Origin of the sequence: Acetivibrio ethanolgignens, from assembly GCF_001461035.1 — a bacterium.
GTDB classification, from domain to species: Bacteria; Bacillota; Clostridia; order Lachnospirales; family Lachnospiraceae; genus Velocimicrobium; species Velocimicrobium ethanolgignens.
Window position 1 is genome coordinate 1 of record NZ_LNAM01000079.1, and the last position, 13,915, is coordinate 13,915.

Genomic DNA, 13,915 nt, shown 5'->3' on the forward strand with positions numbered 1-13,915 from the left:
GTCGCAGGACTGCTCTTACGCACTGTCATTAGGATGACCAACTTTCTGTCACCTAAATGTTTGATACCAGAAGCGGGTAATCCCGCCCCTGGCATCTGTTAAGATTTCATCCTATGCATCCATTATCCGCAAGTATCTTCAATGCAGCTACAACTGTACATGCATCCACTTTTTTCATCTTACTGTAGTTTCGAAGTCGTTCTTCATTCCAAAAGGTATCCGACAGGGCGGCAAGTTCCGTACCGATATCCCAGTTGGGAATACAGATATAATTCCCATAGGCATGTTTTCCTACAATCAGGTGAAAATGGCTTCCTCTTGCGTCAAGTTCTGCCTCACAGGGATTACCGTTTCTTATAATTTCAAGCGTACCTTCCCACTGATGTGGGGAGCAGCCTTTTCCTTTGCATAAAAAAGTGATCATTGATGTACGTCACCTCCCAGAAGTTCGTGCTCGATGATATAATGCACCAGATGCTCATCGATCAAACGCTTATTCTGCTGGCTTGCATACATAAGGCTTTTTTCACAGATCCGGTTGATGCTGCGCGGAATCCCTGTGGATTCTTTATAAATATCATCTATGGCTTTATCGGTGAATATCTCCTGTTTCCCTCCGGCGTAAGCCAGATGGGAAACGATATATCTTTCCGTTTCCGCTCTGTCCAGGTGCGGAAGGACGCAGTTGATATCAATACGCTGCCGGACAGCCGCATAACGCTGCATCCGTAGCTTATCCCATAATTCCGTCTGTCCTACCAGAACCAGTGCCATCGGGCTCATGGAATCGAATTTATAATTCAGCAGGAAACGGAACTCTTCAATGGTTTCCTTTTCAAGCAGGTGGGCTTCATCCAGAATACATACGACTTTCTTTTTCTGCACACCTCGGATGATCTCGACTTCCTTCTGGAGCTGCCGCTTGGCATCACCCCGGTAGAACTTTGACTCGATCCCCAGCTGGTCAAGTAATCCTTTATAAAACCACCGCGGGGTAAGCTTTGAATCGGACAGGTAAAGGAAAATGTATTCTTCCTGGGAAAGGGTTGTTACAAACCGGCGGATCAGAGTGGATTTTCCACATCCGGCATCTGCAGTGACAACAGCGAACAGCTGCCGGTCTGCCGCATAGGCAAGCCTGCCAAGGGCGTCTGCCATGGCAGGGGACTCATAAAGTTCCTGTACAGGTGTATCCCTTACGAAAGGGGTATGCGTCATCTGGTAGAAGGTTTCATACATGGCGACCACCATCCTTTCTGTATTTCCCAAAGGAGATGGCATCTGCCCTCTGCTGTCTGGTCTGTACATGTTTTTTTTCCAGAGCGGCCAGCATTCTGGAAGATTCGGTTTCCTGTTCCTGCATAGATACGGGGAGAGAAGGTGCTTTGTCGCAGAACGGGCCGATCTTTACCGGTTCTGCTGTAAAAGGTTCCATTCCGGGATACCGTACGGTGATCGTTTCAGGTACCATGGGATCATAAGAGATCTCCACCCTGCACCCGATCAGTGACGGTTTTGTTTCGTATTTGTGTCCCCGGAAGCTGATGCAGGCACCTTTGTCCACAAGTCGTTCCTCGTGATGCAGGAATGCTTCGGCGACAACCGATGCGTCGAGGAATGTCAGGTGCCTTGTATCCCTTCCCCATTCCTGCAATGGTGTGATGCCTGCCGCCGGTATGGGACTGTTCATGCTCTCGTAGTACTCCCGGATCCCGTCATGCGGTGTTTTGTGATAGTATTCCTCCAGGTAAATCTCCCAGTAACGGTTCAGTTCCTCCAGGGTTTTGATTTTATGTACTTTTGCTTCCCTGAGGAACGAATCTACGACCTGGTGGAATTTCTCCACCTTACCTTTAGACTTCCCGCTCCTGACAGGCGCTGTACGGATGGTGATACCAAGCCTGGAAAGAGAGAACTTCAGCTGTTTTGCCACATACTGTGAACCGTGGTCAAAGTAACAGGCATCGAATTTCCCGTGCTTGAGGATGACTTTCCGGAAAGTATCCTCAACAATGGCTTCTTCCTGATTATCATAAAAACTGGACTGCAGGACATATCGGGAATGATCATCGATTGCCGATGACAGGTACGTCTGCACCATTGCACCGTTCTTTCCGATCGGGAGTTTTAAGCCGTATTTGATATCTCCCTGAAGCAGCATCATCCGGTGCGGTTTACAGAAACGTTTGGAAGAACTCTTCCTTGCGTCATTGTACATCTGCATCTGACGGACACCAAAACCTGCCTTATAAAGATAACGTTCCATGGTGGAGCGCTTCAGGATCCCCGGGGCTGCCCATCCTTCCAGTTCCAGTATGTAAATGATCTGCTTCACGGAACGTTTTGGGACTTCCTTTTTCAGTTGGATCGCCTGCTCAAGAATCTCATCAAAGTTCTCAAGCAGTTTCTGAGACCGCCGCTGTTCCCGGTTCATCGGTTTTAATCCAGCGAAACCGCCGTTCCTGTACGCTGCTTCATAGCGGTACAGGCTGCGTGGGGATATACCGTTCTTCCCGGCAATGTCTTCTCTCATCTGGATGCGTTTTGCATTATCCAGTGTTTCATCCAGCAGGGGAGCGATCAGCTGATACCGGTTAAGGGCCTGCTCATCCTGCCATTGTTTGTTTTCTGTTGTCTGCATGATCTTTATCCTCCTTTTGGAGGAGCGTACCATACTTGATGTGTGACAACAAAACAAAGTCGGTGCATGGACAACAGACTTAAAGGGATACAAGAAAGCCACCAGAATTATAAATAAAGCGGAGAATGGTCTCCAGCCATTCTTCGTTGGAACTGCGTAGCTTGTCAAGCAGAGACATGCTGGTACTCAGGAGTTCCTCACCGAATCCCAACAGACGATATCCTAACGATTTCAGATAACCGTCTATCCTTAGATGGTTTACCATCAGCCAGTGATGCCACCTATACATTGTAACCTCACAAGGATAATCTGCCGAATCGTCATCCTCTGGGGTAACGATCCCATCAAGCACTCCTGATATAACTTCCGTGGCATAGTGTTTAAATGGGACCAGACAATCCGGGAGCTCCCGATGAAGCCTTCCACACTGATGACATTTGAGCCGACGTATGATATAAATACGACGTTCCCGTCCTTCCAGTAGCATAATCCGTTGACAGGAATCACGGTAAGCTAATGGTTCACCACAAATAGGGCAATAGGATATGACACTGCTTTCAACAAAAAATATTTTCTTCCTCATTGTAAGTTACGGTGTAATCTGATACAATAATCATGGTTGTAAAACCATAGTCCCAGAGTGCATGTCTTGCAAGGAGGGTGCTCTGGGATTCCTTTCTTTATACTGATGTCAGTATAATGGTCTATCCAGAGACAATCAAGTAAATCAATTTTTAGTCATATGAGATTAGCATAAACAGTTGCTATCGGTTCCTGCGGACGCACTATCGGACGCATTGAACGAGGCGAAAGAAATGCCTCCCTTGAACTCGCTCTCAGGCTCTCTGCCTATCTTGGAATATCCGTTGAAGAACTATTTAAAGTTGAAGATGAATGATTTAATGCCAGCCTACGCAAGGCTGGCATTTCGATTAATCAAGTAATTATATTTATTCAACGATTCTTTTCTTTTCCCATTTTCTTCCATTCCATCGAACATACACGAATACTGCTCGAATTATTTCATCTAGTGCCATAGCAATCCATACCCCAACAATATCCCAACTCGTATATTTGTAAAACAAAATAGTTAATAATACAGCGATTAACCACTGGGTCGTCATTCCTAAAAAAGTAGGAAATTTAACATCACCCGCAGCCTTCAAGCTATAGATAATAACAATGTTACAGGTTCTTCCAATTTCCAGAAATATCGCAACCAGCATTACCTTTTGACCCAAATATAAAACTTCACTTTCACTAGTAAATAGTGACAGGGTATATGGCGAAAGGAGATAATTGACCGTTGCCACTAATACAGAAAGAATCATCGCATATGTAAGAACTTTCTTAACTTGTTTATATATAAAGTCCAATTTTCCTGCTCCAACCGATTGCCCGACTACAATCGACATAGCAACTGCAATTGCCATTGAAAACGAATATGAAAACTGGGCAAGAATTGAACAATAAATCTTTGTATTTAGAGACATTGTTCCCATCAGATTGATAATTGCTATTATCACTAATTGTGAAATATCATAAGATATATTTTCTCCTGTTGCAGGTACTCCAATTTTAATTAATTTTTTCAACTCATCTTTTGGCAGTGGAAATAAATATTTTATACTTATTTTCCCCTTTATGCTTTTTTGAAAAAATATAATATAAATGACTAATGCGATCACCTCACTGATAACTATAGAGACCGCTACACCAACAAATCCCAATCCCATTATTTTCAGTGGTCCATATAAGAATAGATAGTTTCCAATGATATTTAATCCATTCATACTTAAAGCAATAATCAATCCAATATAAGTCTTGCCATTGCTCCGTACAATTTGGTCAAACACATTGATCAATGCAATTGTAAATAACATAGAACCAACTATTCTTAAATAAGAACTGCTCAATTCAATCAATTCACTGGATACATTGAGCACTCTCAAAATATCTTTAGAAAAAAAGAACAAAATTAAGCCTACCATAATGCCTAAAAATAAATTCAAACAAATAGACAATGTATACACTTTATTTAGTCTTTCAGTCTGTTTTGCTCCAACATATTGAGCAACTACAATTCCAGTCGCTGATGAAATAATCATAAATGCGAGCAAAAAGAAGCTTATTACCTGATTTGCATTTCCAATTGCTCCAATAGCATCTTGTGAAAAATGGCTTACCATCAACATATCTGCGTAACCAATACAAAGCGAAAGAATCGCTTGAAAAAAACCGGGCAGGCTAATTTAAAGAACGCAAATGTCTGCTTTTCATTTTCCATTATCTTTCATATATCATTCTATAATCAACTGATTTTTGCGTCGGTTTACAAAGGGATACATATAAAAATAACTAAAAATGGACTGCCAACCTACTGAATTTACCGCCCTATCGAGACACAGGGCGGTTTTTTCATGGGCAGGGAAAGGAGGTATCCCTATCTGTGGGGCTTGACCGGAAACGGTCAGGCCCTTTTTTCATGCCATCAAATAAGAAGGAGGTAATGCGAATGGCCGATGAAAAAACAAAAGTTGTGACCGACGCAACCGGGCCGGACGCTGGCCCGGCCCCGGTACAGCCCGAGGCGGGCGGCGGAGCTCCGGCACCCAAGCAGGAACAGCCTGCCCCCGAAGCGGTTTCCCCGGATAAGGCCCCGGCTCCCGAGCAGGCGGCACCCGCCCAGACGGAGAAAGGCGCTGACGCTCCCAAGGAACAGAAAGCCGCCAGCGTGTCCGTCTTTAACTTCTCTGAAATTATGGCCGAGAAGAAAGCGGCGGAAAAGGCCGCCGCCCAGCAGGAGGCAAAAACCCCGGATAAGGTTGCTCCCCCTTCACCATCCAAGGAGACCGGGCAGAAGCGGGAACAGTCCAAGGAGCAGGAACAACCCCCGAAGCGCCGGGGCCGCCCTCCCAAGGGGGACAAGGCCAAGCCTGCCGCTCCCGCACAAAAGGAGGCTCCCGGTAAAAAGGATAAGGCGGCGCAGAAGCCCGCTCCCACCAAGAAGGCCGAGAAAGCCCCCAAGGCTCCCAAGCCCGCCAAGGGTGCGCCGGAGGTAAAGGCTCCCGTTCAGGCTGAAACACCTGCGGCTCCCGCCGAGGCTCCCCGTCCGGCCAAGGACGAGCAGATCGTCTATATCAAGCTGTCCGAGCTCCACGCCTTCAAGAACCACCCTTTCCAAGTCCGCAACGACGAGGAAATGAAGGCTATGGTGTCCAGCGTCCGGGACAAGGGCGTGACCCAGCCCGCTATTGTCCGGCCTCGTGAGGACGGCGGCTATGAAATTGTGTCAGGCCACCGCCGCCAGAAGGCCAGCGAGCTTGCGGGCTTTACAGATATGCCCTGTATCATCCGCAACCTGACGGACGAGCAGGCCATCACGCAGATGGTGGAGGACAACACAAACCAGCGTGAAAATATCCTGCCGAGTGAGCGGGCCAAGGCTCTGAAAATGCAGTTGGAGGCCATCAAGCATCAAGGAGCCAAGGAGGCCACTTCGGGCCAACTTGACCCGAAGGACGCCGGGCGGCGCTCCAATGAGATCGTGGCCGAGCGAAACAAGATGACCGTCAAGCAGGTACAGCGGTATATCAAGCTCAATGACCTTGTGCCGGATTTGCAGAAAATGATGGATGCCGGTCAGATCAAATTCACCCCGGCGGTGGAGCTGGCCTACATCAAACCCAAAAACCAGCGGTATATTGCCGTTGCCATCGAAAGCCAGCAGTCGGCCCCATCTCTCTCGCAGGCCCAGCGCATGAGGGAGCTTGACCAGAAGGGCGTTCTGAACGGGGATGTGATTGACGGCATTATGATGGAGGATAAGAAGGAGGTAGACAAAGTGATTTTGACAGGTGCGGAACTGAGCAAATACTTCGGGAAGGAAACCACCCCGAGGGAAATGAAAGACCAGATCATCAAACTTCTGGATGACTGGAAGGGCCAGCAGAAGGAAGTTGCCAAGCCGGAAAAGAAGTCTCCCGAGGCGGAGAAGTAAAGCCCACTTCGGGACAAGTTGGCCCGAGGATGTATGCGGGGCTCTGCCCCGCACCCCGAAGCTCAAAGGATATTTAATATTCCCCGTCGCCGGGTTTTCAGGTAGCATATCCGGGAAAATCAGTCAAGGGCCACAGCCGCCGCAGGCGGTGCCAAAGGCACCCTTGACGGATTTCTCCCGGATATGCTTTCAGGCGGCAAGCGACGGGGATATATATTCCTTTGAGCCGTCCCCCTTCCCACGGGAAGGGGCGGAGGGGTTGGGCTTATCCGGCGCAGCCTCATTAAAAAATATGTAGAAACGGAGGAACAAAACCTTGAAACGACCTTTGGCATACATTACCGCCGCATGGTGCGGCGACCCCGACACGGATATAGAGATTATCAAGCACAACTCCATTGAGTCTTCCATACTTCTTCCGGTACTCCTGTCCTATATCCTGTCCACGCCGGCTGTTTGCTATCGGAATCACCGCCCCAACCAGCAGGTAAAAGAAAGCCGCAATGCCTGCAAAAACCGGATGCAGACTTCCCAGAAAAATACACATAAAAAGGGAGGTTATAACCGCAATTGCAATCGGAGAAATCGTATGTGCGTAAAACACCTCCAAAAGCTCAATATCACTGGTAATAATAGAAATCAGATTACCCTTGTCCCGGCCCTCCAGCTTCGCCGGTGCCAGCTGCCGCAATGCCGCAAATACCTGGTGGCGGATGTTAGCTAAAAGCTTAAAAGCAATATAGTGATTGGCCGATTGTTCTGCATACCTAAGTACACCCCGGAATACAGCAAACAAGAAAAGAAGCAGAAAGACCACAGAAAGCGAAGCAGCAACCGGTCTTCCTAAAGCCACCAAAACACCATAGCCTCCAAGCACAGTAATAAAGGTAGCCATTAAATTTCCAATACAGCCTGCCAGTATCGCCAGACACATAATTCCCAAAAGAGGCTTTACCATACCAAAAAGCCCCAGCATTATCTTAAAGCCACTGTCCTTTTTCATGCAATCGCCTCCCTTCCATAATCCTCCAGCTTTTTCTGCTCCGCATACATCTTAAAATATCCCCCCTGCTTCTCACAAAGCTCTGTGTGTGTTCCTGCCTCCTTTATCCGTCCCCCCTCCAGAACATAAATCATTTCTGCACTGGTAATATTGGCCAGCCGGTGGGAAATCACCACTACCGCCTTGGTCTTTGCAAGCTCCCGTACGACCTCCATAATCCGGTCTTCACTTTCACTATCTACATTTGAGGTAGCTTCATCAAAAATATAAATATCGCTGTCATGAAGCAGCGCCCTCGCAAGACACAGCCGTTGCTTCTGTCCACCGGACAAATTTGCCGCAGCTTCCGTAAGCTCCATATCCAGGCCACCGTTCCGGGAAAGCAGCTCCAGCAGCCCTACCCGCTCCAAAGCCTCTGTCATTTCCTTTTCACCGGCTTTGGGATTACCCATACTTAAATTTTCCCTTACGGTTCCCTCAAAGAGATAGCTGTCATGAGAGACCTTTGTTATTTTCCGCCGCAATGCTTCTTTACTCATTTCACTTATCTTTACGCCCTCCAGACAGACGCTTCCCTGCTCTGGCTCAAATTCTCCCATCAAAAGAGCAGAAATCGTACTTTTCCCACAGCCGGAAACTCCTGCTAATGCTGTCATGCCCTGGGAAGCCACAGTAAGGCTTACTCCATGCAGCACCCTTGTTTCCTCCGTATAGCCAAAGACTACGTCCTTAAGCTCTATTTTATTTCCAACCGGGACTTCCTTTTCTCCCAATGACTTCTCTACTGCATCCAATAGCTGGAAAATCTTATTTGCCGCAGCATTTCCATTCATAGCAATATGAAAAAAGGAGCCCAACAGCCGCAGAGGGAGGAAAAATTCTGCTGAAATCATAATAATGAAAAAGGCCTGCTCCAGCATAAGTCTTCCCTGTAAAAGCTCAGAAACAGCCAGACCAATCCCCAATGCCGCACCACCATATGCTGCCAAATCCATGATACTGATGGAATTTAGCTGCATAATCAGCACCCGCATCGTTACCTTACGGAAACGCTCTGCCTCTTCATCCATTTTTTCAGCATATCGTTCATCCGCCTGATAAATTTTCAGGGTAGTCAAGCCCTGAAGACATTCTAAAAAGGAATCTCCCAGTTCTGTGTAGGTATTCCAATATTTATTAAGCATCCTTTTAGCAAATTTCTGTACTGCAACAATTGATACGGGAATCAGAGGCACGCAAAGCAGTAGAACCACTGCCACCTTAAGACTCATGACTCCGGTAATAAGGAACAGAGTCATAGGTGCCAGGAGACTGTAAAAGAACTGCGGTACATACCTTCCAAAATAGATTTCCAGCTGCTCCACACCCTCTGTACCAATCTGTACAGCCTCAGAGGTTGCAATATACTCCCGGTATCTGCCTCCCAGTCGCAGAAGCTTTTCGTAAATCATCTGCCGCAGTGTAAGCTTTATCCTTTGAGAAGCTGAAAACGATAGTCTTTCATTTATCTCATTCATTAATGCCCGTATCCAAAAGGCTGCAAATACTGCCAGGATAAGCTCCACACCTGAATGCTTTATAGCAGTCTGTCCCTCCTGCCGATACAGCACTCCTACAAAGCAGGACAGCCGGTACACCACCAGCACATTCGCTAGCAGAATAAACCACTGGCAAAGAACCATCCCGACCACCAGCTTCTGATTTTCTTTAAATTCCTTTAATAATCGTTTATGAAACACGCTATACCTCCTCTTGCACCTGTCCGTTCTGCTTGTCCACAGACTTCTCTGGAACGGTTTTAAGCCGGAACAGAAAATAATAGTAGTGAAAAGCCAGCACTGCCACAAGTAAAGCCTTTGCATGCCAGATTGAGCATAGAAAAAAGCTAATGGAAAGCAGTACCGTAATCATGAGCAGCACTTTTCGCTTTTTCTTCGCTGTCATTTCTTTTTTCCTTACCGTATCTTCTATGTATTCTCTGTACAGCTTTGTTCCCAGAAACCACCTATGGAACCTTTCAGACCCCTTTGCAAAGCAGGCCGCTGCCAAAATCAAAAAAGGCGTTGTCGGTAATACAGGAAGCATAACTCCCAGCACTCCAAGTCCTGCAAACAAAAAACCGAGTCCAATAAAAATTACATTTATCATATTCTCACCTGCTTCAATTAAATTTGTTAATATTAATATAAGTTAGTATAAGCTAACAAATATTTGTTGTCAATGGGTAAATTTATCCACAAAAAAACAGCCATGAAAATTATCATGACTGTTTTTCATCTATTTGCTGCTATCATTTACTGTCCAGTGCCGGTACCTGAAATAGCCTCTACAAAATGCTTCAGAACAGTTGAAAGCTCAGCACGGGTAAGTATTCCTTGTGGCTCGAAGCTGCTTCCTTCTCTTTCGTTCAGAATACCTGCCATCTGCAGCTTCTTTACTGCTGATTTTGCAGAATTGCTGATTTTATCCTGGTCAGCAAAGGCCTTTTCTTCGCGAAGCTTTGGCAAATCAAATCCCATGGCTTTTGCATAATTTACCATAATTACCGCCATTTGCTCATGGGTAATAGTCTTGTTCGGCGCAAAGGTGGTTTTAGTATCTCCCTTAATAATCCCCTTTTTATCTGCCCATACAATATACCCAAAATAACTGGATTTCGTCTTGACATCGCTAAAGCTACTCTTTTTATATTTGCTAACATCTGCGTTGGCTATCCGGCCAAGAGTTGCCGCCATCAGCTCTTTTGTCACTGCCTTATCCGGAGAAAATTCCGTCTTTCCTGTGCCTTCAAGGATACCGCGAGCCGTTACAAACTCAATGCTTTCTTTCGCCCAATGCGTCGTAATATCCTTAAAGGTTGTTGTGCCCGTCTTATATCCAACGGCAAATTTTGAGAAATGATCTGTCACAAAGCTAATGGCCTTTGCTTCTTCGTTGTAAACAGAATTTGGCATCTCCTGTGTTTTTCCCTTGTCATTGATGTAGTAGACAACCAGATTACTTGCCTTTTCATTTACACCTAATTTGTAAGGAATAGAAATCTTGACTTTTCCATTTCCAAAATCGGTGACCTTTTTTCCATTTTTAGCTGTAATGCTGAAATCATAAACAGGCCTCTTGCCTACCTTTTTCTTTGCACTTGCAGATAATGTACTGTTATCTACCTTGTTTATTGTTGCAGTTACATCCTTATTTACCTGTTTTTGGATTTCCTTCAAAGTATCCCTATCCAGCGTAATAGTGGAAACATCATTGCGGATGCTTATTTCCTTGACCTCGTTTTCCACTAGCTCTGAAACTGTAGCTTTTGGCAGATTGAAAGCAAAGTTCTTTGCCTTATCCGTATCTGCCTGTATCGTTACCGCGATTTCATCTGCTTCTTTCCCACTCTTTTCTGCTTCTGCCTTCGCCTCTTTGATAGCCTTATTTACCGTAGATTTGCTCAATGTTGCAGTAGCCTTGCTTCCCTGATAGGTAGCCTTCACTGTGGTGGCAGCAGGCTTTGTCACAGATTCTGGTTTTTCTGTCGCTACAGGCGGAGTCGTACCAGAAGTATCATCCTTGGAGGTACTGCCGCCGGATGTGTTTCCACCTCCTCCGGACGTGTTGCCGCCTCCTCCGGATACGTTTCCTCCTCCTGACGTGTTGCCGCCTCCTCCGGATACGTTTCCTCCTCCGGATGTGTTGCCGCCTCCGGATGTGTTGCCGCCTCCTCCGGATAGGTTTCCTCCTCCGGATGTGCTGCCGCCGCCAGATGCACTGTCTCCTCCGGATGTGTTTCCTTCATCAGAAGTGGAAGGGTTAGAATCCTCTACAGGTGTCCCTTTTATCTCACCATTGCCACTGATTTTTCCAAAATTTTGGATTTTACCATCATTCTTTATGGTTCCATTATTTTCTACAGTTCCACGATTAACCATAGTACCTTCACAAGTTAGAGTAATACCAGCCGGAATCGTAAGCCTTTTCGTGTCTGAAATCACCATTGTGAGCCTTTTTGGAAGCACTGGATTTCCCTGGACGTTCCAGTTTCCATCCTCTTGTTTCCAAAGCAAATTGTCAAAGGTTTTGGCATTTTCGTTTATTAATTTATTTGATTGTTCTAAATATCCATATCTCTTACCTTGAACTGGGCTATTCTCGCCGCCACCATAGATAGTATAGACTGTTGATAATTCTCCAATATTTATATAAGCATTACCCTTGACAGCTTTATCAAATCCTCCGCCATAGACATTCCCCACTTCGCCGCCTGTCACGGTCACAGAAGCATTGCCTTTGACAGCACCATGCTCGCCACCACCATAGACAGAGGATACCAGACCACCAGTCATTGTAATATTTGTATTCTCTACTTCGTCCATAGCAGCCCCACCAAAAATGGTGTAGTCCTTTAAATCAGCCGCATCTTGTACTCCCTCTGCGTCTGAATCTAAATCCATATAGCTCCACTTTTGCCCATCGTAATATTTGATTTTAGTCTCTTTTGTTCCTTCTTTTCCCTCTATGATAATTGGGAAACCGTTGGCATAGATAGTATCTGCTTTTACCATTGGACCGTTCTTTGATGACGGACTGCTACCACCGGACTCTGATTCGGGAGGATTGGACTCCTGTTTTTCTCTTGCAATCCACCGGCCATTCTCAAAGCTCATTCCTATCCTTTGCTGTGTCCTATAAGGCTTAAACATGACTTGTCCCGTACTCTCCACATTCTTAAGTACATTGACATAGGTGTGATCCGGTTCTACCGGACCGGATGTCTGCTGATTCAACGTTGTAGTATCCGGAGTTCTCAGCTCAATCTCTCCTGTAAAAAGCCCTCCAATACTCAATTGACCGGTTTTATCAACATATAATTGGCTACCCTTTTCTCCTTTTAAGGAAGAAACATCAAACACCTTCTCTTCCTTCGTAAATGAACTCAAGTCCAATGCACCGTTAGATCCAATTTCTATTTCTAAGCCTGCTGTTCTGGAGGATAAAGCCTTAGGAATCAGTTTTCCTTCTTTCAGAATCAGCTTACCGATATTGCCCAATTCCATGGTATCATTACTTCCGTTGAAAGAGATAGCTACTGTAGCCATATCTCCATCAGAATTTTGCTTTCCATTTATCCGTTTCACGTTTGTATTGACAAGATTAATGGTAACTTTTTCTGTTACATCGGAGATTCCATCATCAGTTGCTACTCCAGATGCGAATATTTCACCAATATTTTTAACTTTTCCCTCTATTGTGATTTCAGTAGATTTATTCCATTCAGTGTTAAAATTATCACAGCCAGCATAAATATTTCCTATATATGTATCCGCCCCCGTTACAATGATTTCACTTTTATCACCCTGCTGTACACTCGTTCCACCTTTCGCACCACCGTAAATATCTACAAGCTTTGTCCCACTTCTATAACCAATATTGTTTAGCTCCAGCTTGTGCCCATTTACAAAAATCCGACTAGAGGGATTTGTATAGTTAAAGTCAAAATCCTTTAAGATTACATCGGCGCCGAGAATAATATCGGCTCTACGCACAGTAAAAGGAACCTTTCCTTTTTCCCCGATTTCTCCTCGTATTGTAACCTTTTTATCAATGAGCAAAGGAACTCCCTGTTCGTCCTCTGGCAAGGTGCTTCCATCATTGGCATAGCCTCCAATAACTACATCCGTTGCGCTATTATGGACATACTTAAAAACAATTTCATCGCCATCCTTTGCCTTCGCAAGGGCATATGCTATATCCTCAAAGGGATCATTATATTCTCCTGTCGCTTGCATCCCTTTATTTGTTGCATCTCTAAATACATAATATGTATTCGACCCACCACTTTCCGTACTATTGGCAAAAGCCGTACCGCTTTGAGCTATCATAGCAACAACTAAGAGCAGCGACAAAAGCCTCCATCTCCATGCATTTTTCATAAAATTTCCTCCTTATTAATGTAATACTTCCCTGTGCTTCTCCTGAAAAATATTTTCTTTAAAAATAATAACATATATTTCTCACTGCAACAAGGGATTTAAGAAAATTTTCCCAGAATCTTTTCTTCTTGAATAATCTGAAGCAGTGAACTATAATGATACTGAAGATAATGGAAGCTATTTGACTGTTTTATGTTTTATGGAGTAAAGATATGATTAACGTTCTATTTTTAATATCTGCCAGCATATTAATGCTTTATAATCTGCTGTATGTGATTTACAAATTTTACAAATGGCCTGCTTTAGAGGAACTTTGCACAAAATACCCACGACTAAGGAAAATGGGATTT

Annotated in this window: 11 protein-coding genes; 2 read left to right on the forward strand and 9 right to left on the reverse strand. The window is 45.1% G+C overall.

Annotated elements, in window-relative coordinates:
- Positions 1-106: 106 nt before the first annotated feature.
- From ASU35_RS04595 to ASU35_RS19850, 4 genes are all read right to left on the reverse strand, one after another.
- Positions 107-424, reverse strand: coding sequence for a DUF6618 family protein (locus ASU35_RS04595; RefSeq protein ID WP_058351883.1), 318 nt, complete (start codon positions 422-424; stop codon positions 107-109).
- Complete coding sequence (locus ASU35_RS04600) at positions 421-1,239, reverse strand: ExeA family protein (RefSeq protein ID WP_058351884.1); 819 nt, start codon at positions 1,237-1,239, stop codon at positions 421-423. Before ASU35_RS04600 ends, ASU35_RS04595 begins: the two co-directional genes overlap by 4 nt.
- On the reverse strand, positions 1,232-2,641 hold the full coding sequence (locus tag ASU35_RS04605) for a Mu transposase C-terminal domain-containing protein (RefSeq protein ID WP_058351885.1): 1,410 nt from the start codon (positions 2,639-2,641) through the stop codon (positions 1,232-1,234). The genes ASU35_RS04600 and ASU35_RS04605 overlap by 8 nt, the downstream gene beginning before the upstream one ends.
- Positions 2,642-2,720: 79 nt before the next feature.
- The gene (locus ASU35_RS19850) at positions 2,721-3,224 is read right to left on the reverse strand and encodes a DUF6431 domain-containing protein (protein WP_187142657.1); all 504 of its coding nucleotides are present in this window, start codon (positions 3,222-3,224) and stop codon (positions 2,721-2,723) included.
- 204 nt (positions 3,225-3,428) lie between these two features.
- Here ASU35_RS19850 and ASU35_RS18525 point away from each other — a divergent pair, with 204 nt between their 5' ends.
- Positions 3,429-3,539: a helix-turn-helix transcriptional regulator gene (locus ASU35_RS18525; protein WP_278278056.1), complete on the forward strand. Its 111-nt coding sequence runs from the start codon at positions 3,429-3,431 to the stop codon at positions 3,537-3,539.
- A gap of 52 nt (positions 3,540-3,591) precedes the next feature.
- Here ASU35_RS18525 and ASU35_RS04615 read toward each other — a convergent pair whose 3' ends face one another.
- Positions 3,592-4,893 carry an MATE family efflux transporter gene (locus ASU35_RS04615; RefSeq protein WP_341416087.1) on the reverse strand — a complete coding sequence of 434 codons (1,302 nt, stop codon included), beginning with the start codon at positions 4,891-4,893 and terminating at the stop codon, positions 3,592-3,594.
- Between the two features lie 257 nt (positions 4,894-5,150).
- Here ASU35_RS04615 and ASU35_RS04620 point away from each other — a divergent pair, with 257 nt between their 5' ends.
- Positions 5,151-6,641, forward strand: coding sequence for a ParB/RepB/Spo0J family partition protein (locus ASU35_RS04620; RefSeq protein WP_479714982.1), 1,491 nt, complete (start codon positions 5,151-5,153; stop codon positions 6,639-6,641).
- Between the two features lie 283 nt (positions 6,642-6,924).
- On the opposite strand, the gene ASU35_RS04625 is transcribed toward ASU35_RS04620, so the two are convergent.
- The 4 genes from ASU35_RS04625 to ASU35_RS04640 form a co-directional block, all read right to left on the reverse strand.
- Positions 6,925-7,644, reverse strand: a complete 720-nt coding sequence (locus tag ASU35_RS04625) for an ABC transporter transmembrane domain-containing protein (RefSeq protein ID WP_083504140.1) — start codon at positions 7,642-7,644, stop codon at positions 6,925-6,927.
- Positions 7,641-9,383, reverse strand: a complete 1,743-nt coding sequence (locus ASU35_RS04630) for an ABC transporter ATP-binding protein/permease (protein WP_147525370.1) — start codon at positions 9,381-9,383, stop codon at positions 7,641-7,643. The genes ASU35_RS04625 and ASU35_RS04630 overlap by 4 nt, the downstream gene beginning before the upstream one ends.
- A 1-nt stretch (position 9,384) precedes the next feature.
- A complete protein-coding gene (locus tag ASU35_RS04635) occupies positions 9,385-9,792 on the reverse strand; it encodes a YbaN family protein (protein ID WP_058351889.1) in 408 nt (135 codons plus the stop codon).
- Positions 9,793-9,938: 146 nt separating this feature from the next.
- Positions 9,939-13,565, reverse strand: a complete 3,627-nt coding sequence (locus ASU35_RS04640; protein ID WP_058351890.1) for an S-layer homology domain-containing protein — start codon at positions 13,563-13,565, stop codon at positions 9,939-9,941.
- Positions 13,566-13,915: the final 350 nt, after the last annotated feature.